This window comes from Streptococcus oralis SK304, from assembly GCF_000287715.1.
GTDB classification, from domain to species: Bacteria; Bacillota; Bacilli; order Lactobacillales; family Streptococcaceae; genus Streptococcus; species Streptococcus oralis_Y.
The window spans coordinates 359,871-378,003 of sequence record NZ_ALJN01000016.1; the positions used below are offsets into that span (position 1 = coordinate 359,871).

Sequence of the window (18,133 nt, forward strand, 5' to 3'; positions counted from 1 at the left end):
AAAGAGGTTGGTATGAAAGAATTACAAACTGTACTAAAGAAGCGTTTTGCAATCGAATTTGCAGACAAGAATTTATTGGAAACGGCTTTTACTCATACGAGTTATGCCAATGAGCACCGCCTCTTAAAAATTTCACACAATGAGCGCTTGGAATTTTTAGGAGACGCTGTTCTGCAATTATTGATTTCAGAATATCTGTATAAAAAATATCCTAAGAAACCAGAGGGAGATTTGTCTAAACTCCGTGCTATGATTGTCCGTGAGGAGAGTTTGGCTGGTTTTGCGCGTGATTGCCAGTTTGATCAGTTTATCAAGCTAGGAAAAGGAGAAGAAAAATCTGGTGGTCGCAATCGTGACACCATTCTTGGAGATGCCTTTGAAGCCTTTTTGGGAGCGTTGCTTTTAGACAAGGATGTTGCTAGGGTAAAAGAGTTTATCTATCAGGTCATGATTCCCAAGGTTGAAGCAGGTGACTTTGAAATGATTAAGGATTACAAGACACACCTGCAAGAGTTGCTCCAGGTCAATGGCGATGTGGATATTCGTTACCAGGTGACCTCTGAGACGGGGCCTGCCCATGATAAGGTTTTTGATGTAGAAGTTCTGGTTGAGGGCAAGAGTATAGGAAAAGGCCAAGGCCGTTCTAAAAAATTAGCAGAGCAAGAGGCCGCAAAAAATGCTGTTGAGAAAGGGCTGGGTTCATGTATTTAAAGGAGATTGAGATCCAGGGATTCAAGTCTTTTGCTGACAAGACCAAGGTCGTTTTTGATCAAGGTGTGACAGCTGTCGTTGGGCCAAATGGATCTGGAAAGTCAAATATCACAGAAAGTCTGCGATGGGCCTTGGGAGAGTCCAGTATCAAGAGCCTTCGTGGTGGTAAGATGCCTGACGTTATCTTTGCTGGAACAGAAAGTCGCAAACCACTCAATTATGCCTCTGTTATCGTGACCTTGGACAATGAAGATGGCTTTATCAAGGATGCAGGGCAAGTCATTAAGGTAGAACGCCATATCTACCGTAGTGGAGATAGCGAGTATCGAATTGATGGAAAGAAAGTGCGCTTGCGTGATATTCATGACCTCTTCTTGGATACCGGTTTGGGACGGGATTCCTTCTCCATCATCTCTCAAGGGAAGGTTGAGGAGATTTTTAATTCCAAGCCTGAAGAACGCCGAGCCATTTTTGAAGAAGCTGCTGGAGTTTTAAAGTACAAAAATCGTCGAAAAGAAACAGAAAGCAAACTGCAACAAACTCAAGACAATCTCGACCGCTTAGAGGATATTATCTATGAGTTGGACAATCAAATCAAGCCCCTTGCAAAACAAGCCGAGAATGCTCGTAAGTTTCTCGACTTGGATGGTCAACGTAAGACAATTTACTTGGATGTACTGGTTTCCCAAATCAAGGAAAATAAGACTGAACTAGAGCTGACAGAAGAAGAGCTAACGCAAGTTCAGGAACTCTTGACTAGCTATTACCAAAAACGTGAAGAGTTAGAGGAGGAAAATCAAAGTCTTAAAAAGAAACGTCAGGATCTCCAAGCTCAAATGGTCAAGGATCAAGGGAGCTTGATGGATTTGACTAGTTTGATCAGTGACTTAGAGCGAAAACTAGCCTTGTCTAAACTGGAATCTGAGCAAGTAGCCCTCAATCAACAAGAAGCACAAGCCCGTTTGACTGCTTTGGAAGATAAGAGAGAGACTCTAAGTACAGAGAAGGCTGAAAAAGAAGCGAACTTGGCACAGTTAGAGGAAAATCTAGCTGAAAATAACAAGGAACTCAATCGTTTAGAAGCAGAATTGCTAGCTTTTTCAGATGATCCTGATCAGATGATTGAGCTCTTGCGCGAACGCTTTGTCGCTCTTTTACAAGAAGAAGCGGATGTCTCAAACCAACTGACCCGCATCGAGAATGAACTAGAGAACAGCCGTCAGCTATCTCAAAAACAAGCAGATCAAGTTGAGAAACTGAAAGAACAACTGGCTACAGCTAAAGAGAAGGCCAGTCAACAACAGGCTGAGCTTGAATCTGCCAAGGAGCAGGTTCAGAAATTATTGGCTGACTACCAAGCTAGTGCCAAGGAACAAGAGGAGAAGAAAGTTTCTTACCAAGCCCAGCAGAGTCAACTCTTTGACCGTCTGGATAGTCTCAAAAACAAGCAGGCTAGAGCTCAGAGTTTGGAAAACATCCTAAGAAATCATAGTAATTTTTATGCGGGTGTTAAGAGTGTTCTTCAAGAAAAAGACCGTCTTGGTGGGATTATTGGTGCAGTCAGTGAACATTTGACTTTTGATGTTCATTATCAAATTGCCCTAGAAATTGCGCTTGGTGCAAGCAGTCAGCACATCATCGTAGAAGATGAGAACGCGGCGACTAAGGCGATTGATTTACTCAAACGCAACAGAGCTGGTCGTGCAACCTTTCTTCCACTGACGACTATCAAGGCTCGTACGATTTCTAGTCAGAATCAAGATGCTATTGCTGCAAGTCCAGGATTTCTGGGAATGGCAGATGAGTTGGTGTCGTTTGACAAGAGACTAGAAGCCATTTTCAAGAACTTACTAGCCACAACGGCAATATTTGATACTGTAGAACATGCGCGTGCCGCAGCTCGCCAAGTTCGTTACCAAGTTCGTATGGTGACACTGGATGGGACAGAGTTGCGTACAGGTGGTTCCTACGCGGGTGGTGCTAATCGCCAGAATAACAGTATTTTCATCAAGCCAGAGCTGGAGCAATTACAAAAAGAAATTGTTGAAGAAGAAGCTAGTCTTCGTTCAGAAGAAGCGACTTTGAAGACCTTGCAAGATGAGATGGCGGTATTGGCAGAAAGATTAGAAGCTATCAAATCTCAGGGTGAGCAAGCTCGTATTCAGGAGCAAGGTTTGTATCTTGCTTATCAACAAACCAATCAGCAGGTCGAAGAACTGGAAACGCTTTGGAAACTTCAAGAAGAGGAATTAAATCGCCTATCTGAAGGAGATTGGCAAGCGGACAAGGAAAAATGCCAAGAGCGCCTTGCTACTATCGCCAGTGAAAAGCAAAATCTGGAAGCTGAGATTGAAGAAATTAAGTCTAACAAAAACGCTATTCAAGAACGCTATCAAAACTTGCAGGAACAAGTAGCGCAAGCACGCTTGCTTAAGTCAGAACTGCAAGGACAAAAGCGGTATGAAGTGACTGATATTGAACGCCTAGGTAAGGAATTGGATAACCTCAATCTCGAACAAGAGGAAATCCAGCGTCTCCTCCAAGAAAAGGTTGATAATCTTGAAAAAGTGGATACGGATTTGCTAAGTCAGCAGACGGAAGAGGCCAAAACTCAGAAAACAAACCTCCAACAAGGTCTGATTCGTAAGCGGTTTGAGTTGGATGATATCGAAGGTCAGCTGGATGATATTGCCAGCCATTTGGACCAGTCTCGTCAGCAGAATGAGGAGTGGATTCGCAAACAAACACGTGCTGAAGCCAAGAAAGAAAAGGTCAGCGAACGCTTGCGCTATCTACAAGCTCAATTAACCGACCAGTACCAGATCAGTTACACAGAGGCTCTAGAAAAGGCTCATGAACTGGAAAATCTCAATCTGGCAGAGCAAGAGGTTAAGGATTTGGAGAAGGCTATTCGCTCACTGGGTCCAGTCAATTTGGATGCTATTGACCAGTACGAAGAAGTTCACAACCGTCTGGATTTCCTAAATAGCCAGCGTGATGATATTTTGTCTGCGAAAAACCTGCTTCTTGAAACCATCACAGAGATGAATGATGAGGTTAAGGAACGCTTTAAATCAACCTTTGAGGCTATTCGTGAGTCCTTTAAAGTGACTTTTAGACAGATGTTTGGCGGAGGTCAGGCAGACTTGATATTAACTGAGGGCGACCTTTTAACAGCTGGTGTGGAGATTTCTGTTCAACCACCAGGTAAGAAAATCCAGTCTCTCAACCTCATGAGTGGTGGTGAAAAAGCCCTATCGGCTCTGGCCTTGTTGTTCTCTATCATTCGAGTCAAGACGATTCCTTTTGTTATCTTGGATGAGGTAGAGGCGGCGCTGGACGAAGCTAATGTCAAACGTTTTGGGGATTACCTCAACCGTTTTGATAAGGATAGTCAGTTTATCGTCGTAACCCACCGTAAGGGGACCATGGCGGCAGCGGATTCTATCTATGGAGTTACCATGCAAGAATCAGGTGTGTCAAAGATTGTTTCAGTTAAGTTAAAAGATTTGGAAGAAACAATAGACTAGTTACCAAACGATAGCATCTCTTAGGAGGTGCTATTTTTTAAAACTAAAGTGCTAAATTTTCTCTTAAGGTCAGTTCAGGCGCAAAAAACGACATTTGGGATTTCCTCTTAGCGAAAAGACTTTCTCTATGATATAATAGTTTCATGATTACAACAGTACCTATTAAGAACGAAAAAGATATTGCAGTACCAGAGAAAACAGTCCTTGTACTAGGTTATTTTGATGGCATCCACAAGGGGCATCAGAAACTCTTTGAAGTAGCCAGTAAGGCTTCGATGAAAGACTATCTGCCAGTTGTCGTGATGACCTTTACAGAGTCGCCAAAACTTGCCTTACAACCTTATCAACCTGAGCTCATGCTTCACATCGTCAATCACGAGGAACGGGAGCACAAGATGAAGTGGCACGGAGTAGAGGCTCTCTTCTTACTTGACTTTAGTAGCAAATTTGCTAGTTTAACGGGTCAAGAATTCTTTGATACTTATGTTAGAGCTTTAAAACCAGCCATTATCGTAGCGGGATTTGATTACACGTTTGGTTCAGATAAGAAAACTGCGGATGACCTGAAGGATTATTTTGATGGAGAGATTATCATTGTTCCTCCGGTCGAGGACGAAAAGGGCAAGATCAGTTCCACACGGATTCGCCAAGCTATTCTTGATGGAGATGTCAGGGAAGTCAATCATCTTCTCGGCACTCCGCTCCCATCTCGTGGCATGGTCGTTCATGGAAATGCTCGTGGGCGGACTATCGGTTATCCAACAGCCAATTTGGTCCTCAGAGATCGAACCTATATGCCAGCAGACGGTGTTTACGTAGTCGAAGTCGAGGTGCAACGTCAAAAATATCGTGGCATGGCGAGCGTTGGCAAAAATGTCACCTTTGATGGCGAAGAACCACGTTTTGAAGTCAATATTTTTGACTTTTCAGATGATATTTACGGTGAGACAGTCATGGTCTACTGGCTAGACCGTGTCCGTGATATGGTCAAATTTGACTCCATCGAAGAGCTCGTAGACCAACTCCAGAAAGACGAAGAGATTGCTCGGAACTGGAAGGATGGAGAATAGAAGAGTTAAAAAAGTGAACCATATTTTGCGTTTGCTTTTTTATTTTTGAAAGAAATATTTATAGAGAGAAACATAATTGAAGCTTGATTGAAAATCTGTTAAAATAGTGATATTCATAACTTTAAAACCAAAGAAAAGAGACTAGAGGAAACGAAAATCCTCTAATAAATACTGAACCTATGATAGAACGAGCAAAATCACAATTTGCAATTCAAAAACCTCTGGAAGAATTAGAAACTTTGAAAAAATCACTTATGCAGGAATATTTGGATAAGCTTTGAGAGGAGATAGCAGTTTTACACTATCATTGTAATTACGGTAATTATTTGTTATAATACTTCAAAGGAGGAAATCAGATGGTCGTAAAAACAAGAAAACAAGGAAATTCAATCACCATTACCATTCCTAGTGAATTCAATATTCCAAGTGGTGTAAAATACGAAGCGAAATTGTTACCAAGTGGCGAAATTATCTTTACTCCTGAAGAATTGGATCATCAGGTTTCTTATGTTTCTGATGATGCCTTTGACTTAAAATTGGATACAATTTTTGATGAATACGACGATGTTTTCAAAGCTTTGGTGGAAAAATGACGGTCTATCTATCAGAAAAGCAAATTGAAAAAATCAATTCTTTAGCAATTCAACGGTATTCTCCAAATGAGCAAATTCAAACAGTTAGTCCTTCAGCGTTAAATATGATTGTGAACTTACCAGAACAATTTGTTTTTGGCAAACCTCTTTATCCAACAATTTTTGATAAAGCAACAATATTATTTGTCCAATTGATAAAGAAGCATGTTTTTGCAAACGCCAATAAACGAACAGCCTTCTTTGTTTTGGTGAAGTTTTTACAATTAAATGGTTATCACCTTTCTGTTTCCGTGGAAGAAGCGGTTGATATGTGCGTGACTATAGCGGTAGAAGCTTTAACTGATGAAAAAATGATAAGCTATTCTAAATGGGTTTCTGAACATTCTGTCAGAGAAAAGGTCAAAAAGTAAGATAGTATGCTGGATTGAAAGAGCATAAGAAAAAATGAAAAGACAATATTAGAATTCTGTAATGCAGAAACTCTAATATTGTCTCTTTTTATTAAAACACACGATAGACATAAGGATTTTCTGGTTTGTCTACTTTTGTGAAACTCTCAACCTCCAGTGTTGGGAGTTTTTGTTTGAGTTCTTTATGGTAGTGGAGGGTCAGGGTTCCTCTAGCGGTAATCCAGGTGTTGTCAGGATACTGGCGTGAGTTTCCCTTGGTCAAGAGTCCATATACACCAGAGTCTGCGATACAGTGGATAATCCCAAAGCGAAAGAGGAACTGGCTATCTGGATGGCTAGGATCGTTATAAACAAAGCCTGTAAATTCAATTTTCTTTCCTTCAAACTCTTGAGGATAATCATAGAGAATTTCCATGACCTCCATATAGTTTTCATCTGTAACCTGAATGGTTGGCTGGGCGAGGTATTTGTCAGCTGTAGTCCTCATTTCCTTTTCATAAGCAGATTTGGAAAAATAGGTACTGGTATCGGGTTTGAGGTATTGACTGGATGTACCCTCGCTTGCCTGAATAGCTGTGTCTATTCCCTCAGCAAGCGGGAAATGATATCCCTTAGCAGATACGGTCCTCGAGTCCAAACTTACTGTCGGAAAAGCAACTCCAATCAAGAGAGGTAGAGACAGTAAAAGGATGCTGATTCGTCTAGCTTGACGACTTTCCAAATGGCTGTGAGAGTTGATTTTCTTGATCCAGATATAGAATTGGATCAGAGCCAACAGAAGAGAAAGGACCATAGAAATATAGATTAGATAGGAATAGTGGAGGTTAATGTAGTGGTTAAGCTTGCCAGATAGCTGTAGATAAAGGGTCAGAGCAAAATAGCCCAATAGAATGATAAATCGAATCATAACATCACCCCCATCACGTAAGAATAAAGTAAGACAAGCAGAGTCACGATCCCCATGAATTGCCAGATGAAGCGCGCTTTGAGATAGTGTTTCATCATGAGGAGATTTTTGATATCAAGCATGGGGCCAATGACCAGAAAAGCAAGGACTGGCGCTAGGCCGAAGCTCGAGAGGAGAGAAGCACCGATAAAGGCGTCCGCCTCGCTACAAAGAGAGAGGAGAAAGGCTAGAAACATGAGTAAGAGAATCGCAAGGACTGGACTAGCACTGATAGAGGTCAGGATCCGAGTCGGGACATAGACCTGCACGATAGCCGCAAAGAGACAGCCAAAGACCAAGTAACGCCCCATATCGAAAAACTCGTCAATAGCTTGTATAAAGGCCTGAAAGATCTTTCTAGCAGGAGTTAAGTGTGAAAAGTCATGTTCGTGACAAGTGATAGGATTCTCTTTTTGAATGGGTTCCTTCCAGAAAAATACTAGGAAAATCCCCATAACCAAAGCAATCACAATGGCTCCCAGCGCTCGCAAGAAGGCAAGTTTTATTGAATTGCCAAAGGCAGAATAGGTAGCGAAAAGAACGATAGGATTGATGATGGGAGCAGTCACCAGAAAGGGAACTGCTGTATAGCTGGGCACCTTTTTTTCCAAAAAACGATTGATAATCGGGACGATTCCACACTCACAAGAAGGAAAGAGAAAACCAATGAAGGTACCAAAAAAGATCCTCCCCCAACGATTGCGAGGAAGAAACTCATAAACTTTATCAGGCGTGATATAGATCTCAATCCACCCCGAAATTAGACTCCCAATCAAGACAAAAGGAAGGGCTTCAATCATGATAGAGAGAAAAATAGCCCCTGCTTGTAAGATGCTAGGAGGAAGAGATTGGAAAATCGTCATCTATTTTTTCTTCTCAACTTTTTCTTTTTTGTCTTTGTCATCTGGGAAAGTGACTTGTGTTAAGTCAGGAAGTTTGGCAAACTCTTCAAACATCTTGTCCAAGTCATCAGTTTTTGTAAATTTAACAGCCATGGGCCTACCTCGTTTCTAAATGTTACCTCTATTATACTATTATTTTGCGGAAAAGGGATTATTTTTATTTTGATAATCAAAGAGGTGAAAACAGGTAAGGTGAAACAAGCCTTGTCCCTTATGGTATAATAGGTATATGGATAAAAAATATGAAAAAATCTCCCAAGATTTGGGTGTAACCTTAAAGCAAATCGATACTGTTCTAAGTTTGACGGCAGAAGGGACGACGATTCCCTTCATCGCACGTTACCGCAAGGACATGACTGGTAGTCTGGATGAGGTGGCGATTAAGGCTATTATTGACCTGGATAAAAGTCTGACAAATCTCAACGACCGTAAAGAAGCTGTCTTGGCTAAGATTCAAGAACAAGGCAAGCTGACCAAAGAACTGGAAGAAGCTATCCTGGCAGCTGAGAAATTAGCAGACGTAGAAGAACTTTACCTTCCATACAAGGAAAAGCGTCGAACAAAGGCAACTATTGCCCGTGAAGCTGGACTCTTCCCTCTCGCACGCTTGATTTTGCAAAACGTAGCTGACTTAGAGAAAGAGGCTGAGAAGTTTGTCTGTGAAGGATTTGCGACTGTTCAAGAAACCTTAGCTGGAGCAGTTGATATCTTGGTAGAAGCCTTATCCGAAGATGTCAATCTACGTGCTATGACCTATCAGGAAGTGTTGAGACACTCTAAAATCACTTCGCAAGTCAAGGATGAAAGTCTCGATGAAAAACAAGTGTTTCAGATATATTACGATTTCTCAGAGACAGTTGGCAATATGCAGGGCTATCGAACCTTAGCCCTCAATCGTGGGGAAAAATTAGGCATCTTGAAAGTTGGCTTTGAACATGCGACGGATCGTATCCTGACTTTCTTTGCTGCTCGTTTCAAGGTGAAAAATGCCTATATTGATGAAGTTGTCCAACAGTCAGTTAAGAAAAAGGTCTTGCCTGCTATCGAACGACGCATTCGGACAGAGTTAACTGAGAAGGCAGAAGAAGGAGCTATCCAACTTTTTTCTGACAACTTGCGAAATCTCCTCTTGGTTGCTCCACTGAAAGGGCGCGTGGTTCTAGGCTTTGACCCCGCCTTTCGTACAGGTGCCAAGCTTGCTGTCGTTGATGCGACGGGGAAAATGTTGACGACTCAAGTCATCTATCCCGTTAAACCAGCCTCTGCTCGTCAGATTGAAGAAGCCAAGCGAGATTTAGCCGACCTGATCGGTCAATACAGTGTGGAAATTATTGCGATTGGAAACGGGACTGCCAGTCGTGAAAGTGAAGCCTTTGTGGCGGAAGTTCTTAAAGATTTTCCAGAAGTCAGCTATGTCATTGTCAATGAAAGTGGCGCTTCTGTCTACTCTGCCAGTGAACTTGCTCGTCAAGAGTTTCCAGAATTAACCGTTGAAAAACGCTCTGCTATCTCTATCGCCCGTCGTTTGCAAGATCCTCTTGCTGAGTTGGTTAAAATCGATCCTAAGTCAATCGGTGTCGGTCAATACCAACACGATGTTAGTCAGAAGAAACTATCTGAGAGTCTGGACTTTGTCGTCGATACCGTGGTAAACCAAGTCGGTGTCAATGTCAATACAGCCAGCCCAGCTCTTCTTTCACACGTAGCTGGACTCAATAAAACCATCTCTGAAAATATCGTCAAATACCGTGAAGAAGAAGGAAAAATCACTTCACGCGCTCAAATCAAAAAGGTTCCGCGTCTAGGTGCCAAGGCTTTTGAACAGGCAGCTGGTTTCCTCCGTATCCCTGAAAGTAGCAATATCCTTGATAATACAGGAGTTCACCCAGAAAATTACGCTGCTGTTAAGGAGCTCTTCAAACGCTTGGATATCAAGGACTTGAATGAAGAAGCTCAAAGCAAACTCAAGTCCCTTTCAGCCAAAGAAATGGCGCAAGAACTAGAACTTGGACCAGAAACCCTTAAAGATATCATTGCTGATCTTCTCAAACCAGGTCGCGATTTCCGTGATTCTTTTGATGCTCCAGTTCTCCGTCAAGATGTCTTGGATATTAAAGACTTAAAAGTCGGCCAGAAGCTGGAAGGTGTGGTGCGTAATGTCGTTGACTTCGGTGCCTTCGTTGATATCGGAATTCACGAGGACGGCTTGATTCATATTTCCCACATGAGTCGCAAATTTATCAAACATCCCAGCCAAGTGGTGTCAGTCGGAGATTTGGTAACGGTTTGGGTTAAGAAAATCGATACTGAACGTGAAAAAGTTAATCTGTCGCTCCTAGCTCCAGATGAATCTAACTGAGTACGTTCAGTCTGTTTCCCTCGAAGACTTTGGTAGACCTTTTACCCACCAAGCCCAGTGGAATTCTCGTCTACGAACGACAGGTGGGCGATTTTTCCCAAAGGATGGGCATTTGGATTTTAATCCCAAGGTTTATGATGAACTTGGTTTGGAGGTTTTTCGGAAAATCGTGCGCCATGAACTCTGTCACTATCACCTTTATTTTCAGAAAAAAGGATATCGACATAAGGACCGAGATTTTAAAAAACTTTTGAAAGAAGTGGATGGGCTGCGCTTTGTTCCCCCTTTGAAAGACCAAAGTACCTACCTAGTCTATCAGTGCCAATCCTGCCAGCAATCCTATCAACGAAAGAGGAAGATTGACACGAAACGCTATCGCTGTGGCGTCTGCCGTGGTAAACTCGTCATCTTAAATCGGCCTAAGGACTGATGTTTGTGCCCCTGTTTCATGCTATACTACCTGTAAGAATACCGAAAGAGGAAATAATCATGAATACAAAATTTTATAAAATGAGACGAAATCGCATGGTGTCGGGAGTCTTAGCTGGTCTATCAGACAAGTGGAATTTTGACGTAACCTTAGTTCGCTTTCTCTTCGCCATTTTTACCATATCAAATTTTGGAGTTGGTGTGATTATTTACATCATTCTCGCCTCCATCCTGCCAACTAAGGAAGAAATCGAAGCAGAAATGTACGGAACAGGACCACGCAAACGCAAGGAAGCCGAAGCCATTGATGACAATGATGGCTGGTTTTGGTGAGATTTAACAGTAAATATTTATTATTTGCACTATGATACTTAAAAGAAGTAGCATAAATGATTGAAAATCCCTTGTGGCTAAATAACCACAAGGGATTTTGGTATTTAATTATATTCTGTTTCGTCTTTAGAAAGACGAATTACCTGATCAGCCATTTTCCAAATACTAGGATTGTGAGTTGCGATGATAATTGTTCTATTAGCATTACGAAGTTCAAGGAGAATTTCCATAATTTCCTTGGAATTTTTGGGGTCTAGCGAGGCGGTAGGCTCATCAGCTAGAATTAAGGGAGGGTCTTTCAGGATAATCTTAGCAAGCGCTACGCGTTGAGCTTCACCACCAGATAATTCATAGATTTTTTGGTTGAGACTTAGATAATCTAGTCTGACAGCTTGTAGTGCTTGAAGAAGAAGTCTCTCTTTTTCTTGTTTCTTGTTCTGTTTTTTGCCAATCAGTCCCAGCTCAAGGTTTTCTCGAATGGTCTGACTTTCTAATAGTCCGAAGTTCTGGAAGAGATAACCTAGCTCGTTACGATAGAATTCCTCATTTTTTAGAGAAGTCAAAGACTTTCCTTTATAAATGATTTCTCCTTTGTCGAAAGTCTCTAGTTTTGCAAGCATATTGAGCAAAGTGGTTTTTCCACAACCACTGTCTCCTATCAAAGCATATACCATACCACTTTGAAAATTCAGATTCAAGTCTGAAAAAATAATACGAGAACCAAATTGTTTCCAAATATGTTGTAATTCAATCATACTATCCTCCTTTGATGATGCTAGCATAGGTTTTACTTTCCTTCTTATCACAGATTTTCAATAGAAGAACGGCTAAACTTGAAAAGCTGAAAAATAGGATTAGGGTAATCCAGATATTCTTAGAAATAATGAAAGCTAGACCACTTCCGAGAAAGAGAGCTGCTATTTGAGAAGTGATATATCTACTGTGTAATTCAAAGAAATAATAGCCTGCTATTTTTTTCAAGAATATGGTTTTGCGAAAGGCTTCAAAATAGAGCAGATTTAAACTTGTAAACAGCAAAATTGAAGTCAAAATAGCAAACATAGCACTCGCTAAGTTACTAAAAATTTCGATTTTAATTTTTTGATTTAACTGGAGATAGGTTTCCCTAGCAGACGATAGCCCTGAGACCATTTGATCAAGTTGATAGTGTTTTAAAAGTTCTTGTGTCTGGTGGAGGTCTGTAAAATAGAGATATTCTAGATTTGTAAACCAGAAGATGGAGGAAGCCTTACCAAGTGCTTTAGGAGAAAGCACAAGAAAGATGGGATTTGATAACCATTGATCATAAGCGATATGGGTGGTATTATAGAGAAATACATCATTATTTTTATTGGTATAAGCTATACTAATTTCGACAGTTTGATTAGACTTGCTACTGTATAATCGGTTGGTTAACTCTTGTTGCAAGTTTGCTTTTATATCTTTTTCATTTTTTTGTAGTTCTTCTGGGAGTATGGCAAGGATCTGTCCATCTTTGAGGGTGTTGATTTTTTGAAAGGTTTCTGATGTTAACTTTATACCTTCTTTTTTGAAGTAGTTAGGTGTTACATAGAGAATATTTTTTCCTTCCACACCATAAGGGTTATTTTCAGTTTCATTATGATTTGAGGTAGCTTGTTTAAGAGCTTGTTCAACTAAATTGTGTTTAACAAGGAAGGCATTTTCTTTATCTATGGCATGCTGAATAAAGTCAAACCATTTATTAGCATTTGTTTGTAGTTCATCTGAATTTTTTATATGACTGGAACGCCCTGTTTGAAGATTGACAACATTGGAGCGTTGTTCCCAAGTAGCTTGTCCAGCCTCATTTTTCTCAAGGATATGATAGTAAGTAGACATTCGTCCAAATCCTACAATAACCAGTAGAATGGCAAGTACCTGACCAAAGTAGAGAATGCGTAGAATTGACTTGATTGGTAATTTTCCTTTGATGATAGAGAGGAGATGGACTTTTTTTAAAGAAATGGTAAAAAGAAGGGCAATTAGGAGGCTAAGTAAGAGAAGTAGGCTATTGTAAAGAATAAAAAGTATTCCTAGAAAAGTCTGAACTTCATAAGGATATCCTAGGGAAACGAGCAAGACACTTGCTATCAGCAAAGCAGGTAGACCAAAAAGAAGGATATCAAGTCCGTCTCTTGCGAGAGAACGAAAGAAGAGATGGCTCAGTCGTTCTCCAGAAATCAATCGAATCCCTGACTGAGAGAGAGATTGAATTTGGCCAATAACAATCAAAGCTAAGAAAGTCAGCAAAAAGATTAACATACTGGTAAGCTGATTAGGTTGGGTAAAGAGGGCAAGTACAAAGGATACTCTGTCATTTTCAAATGCATTCGCTTTTTCTAGTCCAAGTTCTTTCAGATGAGTGGCCAATTCTTGACTAGTTAGGGATCCGCTGATAATATTGTAGTTGTTGAGAAGATCGCTCTTGTGAATGCTTTCTTGACTTGCTGGAGGCATCCAGTCTGGGAGTTTCCCATCTCCAAAAACTTCGTAGTAAGTTTGTGATTTTCCATCACTATCTACTTCCCAAATGGTTCTTGCGATAAGACTATTATGTTCTTTAGCAAGACTATTTAATTCATCTTTAACGGTAGAATAATCTGCTTGCCCACTTAATACTGCTGCACCCGGGAACAGGATTTGTGGAAGAGAGTCTTTCCAAAAGGACAGAGTGGCAATGAGAAAGAAAGTTAAAAGAAGATTGCTGATAAAGAGAAAAACACGTTTCATAGGAACCTCTTTCTAAAAAAGAGGGGCTGAACCTCCCTCCTTATAGCAGCGATACGAATGATAGTTTAGCACTTTTAAAAATAATTATCAGAAAGCTAATTCTTTTACAAGACGTTAAAGAAAGCCTTTTCATAATTTAATTTTACTATTATTTTAAGGATAAAACAAGCAATACTATGGCTTTTTATAGTAGCTATTTTCATAAATATTCTTCAATCTTACAAAAATGTAAGATTAAAGTCTCTTTTGTAAGGTTAGATTATGGCAAGCCGTCTTTTTTTGCGATAAACTAGACTCATAAAGAACAAAGGAGTAAAACCATGAAAAGAATTTTACAAAAGAAAACAAGAAAACCAAGTCAAAAAGATATCGAGCGTGTTCAACTTGGATGCGCTATGATGCAAGCGCAGTTTCAAATGATGGGATATTAAGAAGGAGAAAATCATGACACTTTTAGATGTAAAACACGTTCAAAAAATCTACAAAACACGTTTCCAAGGCAACCAAGTAGAGGCCCTCAAGGATATTCACTTTACCGTGGAAAAGGGTGACTACGTGGCTATCATGGGAGAGTCTGGTTCAGGAAAGTCAACCCTGCTCAACATTCTAGCTATGCTGGATAAACCAACTCGTGGGCAGGTTTACCTGAATGGAACCGACACAGCCACTATTAAAAATTCACAGGCTTCGAGTTTCCGTCGTGAGAAGTTGGGATTTGTCTTCCAAGACTTTAACTTGCTAGATACCTTATCTGTTAAGGACAATATCTTGCTTCCGCTAGTTTTATCACGAAAACCTATCACAGAGATGATGAAGAAATTGGTGGTAACAGCTGAAAATTTGGGCATAAACCAATTGCAAGAGAAGTACCCTTATGAGATTTCTGGTGGTCAAAAGCAACGGGTAGCAGTAGCACGCGCCATCATCACAGAACCTGAAATTCTCCTTGCCGATGAGCCAACAGGAGCCCTTGACTCCAAGTCATCTGCAGCACTTCTGGATGTATTTGATGAAATCAATGAACGTGGCCAAACCATTCTCATGGTAACTCACTCAACGGCAGCAGCCAGCAGGGCCAAGCGCGTTCTCTTTATCAAAGACGGCATTCTTTACAACCAAATCTACCGTGGAGACAAGACAGAGCGTCAGATGTTCCAAGAAATCTCTGATACTTTGACTGTTATGGCAAGCGAGGTGAATTAGTATGTTCCGATTAACCAATAAGTTAGCGGTATCCAACTTGATCAAAAACCGCAAACTCTACTATCCCTTTGCTTTAGCTGTTCTCTTAGCAGTGACCATCACCTATCTCTTTTACTCACTGTCGCTTAATCCTAACATTGGCAAGATCCGAGGGGGAGAAACTATCTCTATGACGCTTGCCCTCGGTATGGTGGTTGTTACCATCGCTTCTGGAATTATTGTACTTTATGCCAATAGTTTTGTCATGAAGAACCGCTCCAAGGAGCTGGGTGTATATGGTATGCTGGGTCTCGAAAAGCGCCATTTGATCAGTATGGTTTTTAAGGAGCTTCTTATTTTTGGTTCCTTAACCTTGACAGCTGGTCTCGGTCTAGGAGCTCTCTTTGATAAGCTAATCTTCGCCCTTCTTCTGAAGCTGATGAAGATGAAAGTGGAGCTCGTTTCGACTTTCCAACCAATTGTCTTTATCCTAGTTCTCATCGTCTTTGGAGCTATCTTCCTAGGTCTGATTTTTATCAATGCCTTTCGTATTGCACGCATGAATGCCCTTCAGCTCTCTCGTGAGAAGGCCAGTGGTGAGAAAAAAGGACGTTTCTTAGGTGTCCAAACCATTCTAGGTCTGATTAGTTTGGGAGCGGGTTACTATCTAGCAGTAACAGTCGAAAACCCACTTTCTGCTGTTCTGATTTTCTTCGTAGCAGTTTTGTTAGTAATTTTGGGAACTTATCTTCTCTTCAATGCAGGGATTACAGTTTTCTTACAAATCTTAAAGAAAAACAAGCGTTATTATTACCAACCCAACAACATGATTTCCGTATCCAATCTCATTTTCCGTATGAAGAAAAATGCGGTTGGTCTGGCGACGATTGCTATTCTCTCAACCATGGTCTTAGTGACTATGTCTGCTGCAACAAGTATCTTTAAGGCATCAGAAAACTTCAAGAAGGTCATGAATCCACATGATTTTGGGATTACAGGACAGAATGTTGAAAAAGAAGATATCGAAAAACTCTTGAGCCAGTATGCTAGTGAAAAAGGATTGACTGTCACAAAGAAAGAAGTCCTTACATACAGTAACTTTGGTGTGGCAAATCAAGAAGGTACGAAATTGACAATTTTTGAGAAAGGTCAAAATCGTGTTCAACCGAAAACTATTTTTATGGTCTTTGACCAAAAAGACTATGAGAATATGACAGGACAGAAACTTGCACTTTCAGGTAAGGAAGTTGGATTGTTTGCTCAAAACAAGCAACTTCAAGGTCAAAAAGAACTGACTCTGAATGACCAGACCTACACGATCAAAGAAGAAATCAAAAAAGATTTTATTCTTGAACATGTCCCAAATCAGTACAATATTCTAACTTCGGATTATAACTATTTGGTTGTTCCTGACTTGAAAGCCTTTCTTGACCAGCATCCTAATTCTTCCATCTTTAATCAATACTATGGTGGTATGAATGTAACGGCTAGTGAGGAAGAGCAGCTTAAAATTGCAGATGACTATTCAAAATTCGTTAACAACTTTAATAGAGAACTAAACAAAGAAGGAAGCTATGTTTACGGAAGCAATCTGGCTGATAGTAGTGCGCAGATGAGTGCTCTCTTTGGTGGAGTTTTCTTCATCGGTATCTTCCTCTCTATCATCTTTATGGTGGGAACGGTTCTTGTCATCTACTACAAACAAATCTCTGAAGGCTATGAAGATCGTGAACGCTTTATCATTTTGCAAAAAGTCGGTCTCGATCAAAAGCAAATCAAGCAAACCATTAACAAACAGGTCCTAACTGTTTTCTTCCTTCCTTTGCTATTTGCCTTCCTACACCTTGCCTTTGCTTATCACATGCTTAGCCTCATCCTAAAAGTCATTGGTGTGCTAGATGCGACCATGATGTTGACAGTCACTTTATCCATCTGTGCTATCTTCCTCATTGTCTATGTCTTAATCTTTATGATTACCTCAAGAAGTTATCGCAAGATTGTGCAAATGTAAAAAAGATACCTCGATGTTTATCGAGGTATTTCTTTTATCTTAAATACTAAAGAGTTGTCCAAACAGGTAAGTTACTGCCATGGTGAGAAGACCGATACAGAGGTTACGGATCATAGCCGTTTTCGTAGGTGCCTTGCCTAGTTTAGCACTGGTATAGCCAGTGACGAGAAGGGAAAGGGCCACGATAAGAACAGTAGCAGGGATGCGATAGCCACTTGGAAAGACAGTGATTGAAAGCATAGGCGGAAGACTACCCAGTACAAAGGCGATAAAGCTAGAAATAGCAGCATGCCAAGGATTGGTAAATTCTTCGTACTCGATACCGTATTTTTCCTCAACCAAGGCTTTGAGTGGATTCTTTAAAAAGGCCTTGTTGGTCAAGAGTTGGGCGGACGTTTCACACTCACCATTTTGTAAGTAAGCAGCATAGAGAGATTGTTTTGCAGATTCCATGTCTTTATCCAAGAGTAATTGCTCTCTAGCAACAGCGGCTTCTTCCGTGTCTTTCTGAGTCGATACAGAGACATATTCGCCACCAGCCATAGAAAAAGCACCAGCGAGGATAGCGGCCAATCCTGATAGAAAGATAATCCAGATATTGCTTGTCGCACTGGCAACACCAATAACGACTCCAGCGATGGAAATAATCCCATCATTGGCACCAAGAACACCCGCGCGCAGGATATTGAGTCGGCCTGCAAAGTTTGCATCAATTTCATGTTTTATTTCTGTCATAGTCATCTCCTTTCTCTCCATTATAGAGAAAAGGGTAGGGGAATACAAACTTTTTAAACTATCTGAAAAAAGTTCTACTATTCTAATTTTTATGCCCTTTGAAGTTTCTCCGAAAAAGTAGTGCTATCCTACTGTACTGGACCTTTTTAAACTTATCTATGGTATAATAGA

The 18,133-nt window shown here is 40.6% G+C and carries 16 protein-coding genes; 10 read left to right on the forward strand and 6 right to left on the reverse strand.

The window, feature by feature from the left end:
* Positions 1-12 precede the first annotated feature (12 nt).
* From rnc to HMPREF1125_RS08665, 5 genes are all read left to right on the forward strand, one after another.
* Entirely contained in the window at positions 13-711 is a 699-nt protein-coding gene (gene rnc, locus HMPREF1125_RS08645; protein ID WP_000661473.1) for a ribonuclease III, read from the forward strand.
* Positions 702-4,241, forward strand: coding sequence for a chromosome segregation protein SMC (gene smc / locus HMPREF1125_RS08650; RefSeq protein WP_000280889.1), 3,540 nt, complete (start codon positions 702-704; stop codon positions 4,239-4,241). Before rnc ends, smc begins: the two co-directional genes overlap by 10 nt.
* Positions 4,242-4,384: 143 nt before the next feature.
* The gene (locus tag HMPREF1125_RS08655) at positions 4,385-5,311 is read left to right on the forward strand and encodes a bifunctional riboflavin kinase/FAD synthetase (RefSeq protein ID WP_000633636.1); all 927 of its coding nucleotides are present in this window, start codon (positions 4,385-4,387) and stop codon (positions 5,309-5,311) included.
* A gap of 356 nt (positions 5,312-5,667) precedes the next feature.
* Complete coding sequence (locus HMPREF1125_RS08660; protein ID WP_000260599.1) at positions 5,668-5,904, forward strand: AbrB family transcriptional regulator; 237 nt, start codon at positions 5,668-5,670, stop codon at positions 5,902-5,904.
* A complete protein-coding gene (locus HMPREF1125_RS08665) occupies positions 5,901-6,314 on the forward strand; it encodes a type II toxin-antitoxin system death-on-curing family toxin (protein WP_000219494.1) in 414 nt (137 codons plus the stop codon). The genes HMPREF1125_RS08660 and HMPREF1125_RS08665 overlap by 4 nt, the downstream gene beginning before the upstream one ends.
* Positions 6,315-6,405: 91 nt before the next feature.
* Here the strand turns inward: HMPREF1125_RS08665 and HMPREF1125_RS08670 are convergent, their stop codons facing one another.
* The 3 genes from HMPREF1125_RS08670 to HMPREF1125_RS12935 are packed head-to-tail and all read right to left on the reverse strand — an operon-like array spanning position 6,406 to position 8,255.
* A complete protein-coding gene (locus HMPREF1125_RS08670) occupies positions 6,406-7,221 on the reverse strand; it encodes a TIGR03943 family putative permease subunit (protein ID WP_000617755.1) in 816 nt (271 codons plus the stop codon).
* Entirely contained in the window at positions 7,218-8,123 is a 906-nt protein-coding gene (locus tag HMPREF1125_RS08675; RefSeq protein ID WP_000151872.1) for a permease, read from the reverse strand. The genes HMPREF1125_RS08670 and HMPREF1125_RS08675 overlap by 4 nt, the downstream gene beginning before the upstream one ends.
* Positions 8,124-8,255: an SPJ_0845 family protein gene (locus HMPREF1125_RS12935; RefSeq protein ID WP_000268696.1), complete on the reverse strand. Its 132-nt coding sequence runs from the start codon at positions 8,253-8,255 to the stop codon at positions 8,124-8,126.
* 136 nt (positions 8,256-8,391) lie between these two features.
* On the opposite strand from HMPREF1125_RS12935, the gene HMPREF1125_RS08685 reads away from it, so the two are divergent.
* Genes HMPREF1125_RS08685 through HMPREF1125_RS08695 form a run of 3 tightly spaced genes read left to right on the forward strand, consistent with a single transcriptional unit; the run spans position 8,392 to position 11,283 of the window.
* Positions 8,392-10,521 carry a Tex family protein gene (locus HMPREF1125_RS08685; RefSeq protein ID WP_000359161.1) on the forward strand — a complete coding sequence of 710 codons (2,130 nt, stop codon included), beginning with the start codon at positions 8,392-8,394 and terminating at the stop codon, positions 10,519-10,521.
* Positions 10,508-10,951 carry a SprT family protein gene (locus tag HMPREF1125_RS08690; RefSeq protein WP_001054538.1) on the forward strand — a complete coding sequence of 148 codons (444 nt, stop codon included), beginning with the start codon at positions 10,508-10,510 and terminating at the stop codon, positions 10,949-10,951. The genes HMPREF1125_RS08685 and HMPREF1125_RS08690 overlap by 14 nt, the downstream gene beginning before the upstream one ends.
* Before the next feature lie 59 nt (positions 10,952-11,010).
* Entirely contained in the window at positions 11,011-11,283 is a 273-nt protein-coding gene (locus HMPREF1125_RS08695) for a PspC domain-containing protein (RefSeq protein WP_001092795.1), read from the forward strand.
* Between the two features lie 104 nt (positions 11,284-11,387).
* On the opposite strand, the gene HMPREF1125_RS08700 is transcribed toward HMPREF1125_RS08695, so the two are convergent.
* On the reverse strand, positions 11,388-12,038 hold the full coding sequence (locus tag HMPREF1125_RS08700; protein ID WP_000571613.1) for an ABC transporter ATP-binding protein: 651 nt from the start codon (positions 12,036-12,038) through the stop codon (positions 11,388-11,390).
* A gap of 1 nt (position 12,039) precedes the next feature.
* The gene (locus tag HMPREF1125_RS08705; RefSeq protein WP_000832033.1) at positions 12,040-14,034 is read right to left on the reverse strand and encodes a DUF1430 domain-containing protein; all 1,995 of its coding nucleotides are present in this window, start codon (positions 14,032-14,034) and stop codon (positions 12,040-12,042) included.
* 444 nt (positions 14,035-14,478) lie between these two features.
* On the opposite strand from HMPREF1125_RS08705, the gene HMPREF1125_RS08710 reads away from it, so the two are divergent.
* Positions 14,479-15,237 (forward strand): ABC transporter ATP-binding protein, encoded by a 759-nt coding sequence (locus HMPREF1125_RS08710; RefSeq protein WP_000173369.1) that lies wholly within the window; start codon positions 14,479-14,481, stop codon positions 15,235-15,237.
* Between the two features lies 1 nt (position 15,238).
* Positions 15,239-17,227: an ABC transporter permease gene (locus HMPREF1125_RS08715; RefSeq protein WP_000489345.1), complete on the forward strand. Its 1,989-nt coding sequence runs from the start codon at positions 15,239-15,241 to the stop codon at positions 17,225-17,227.
* Between the two features lie 39 nt (positions 17,228-17,266).
* On the opposite strand, the gene HMPREF1125_RS08720 is transcribed toward HMPREF1125_RS08715, so the two are convergent.
* On the reverse strand, positions 17,267-17,962 hold the full coding sequence (locus tag HMPREF1125_RS08720) for a VIT1/CCC1 transporter family protein (RefSeq protein ID WP_000136043.1): 696 nt from the start codon (positions 17,960-17,962) through the stop codon (positions 17,267-17,269).
* Positions 17,963-18,133: the final 171 nt, after the last annotated feature.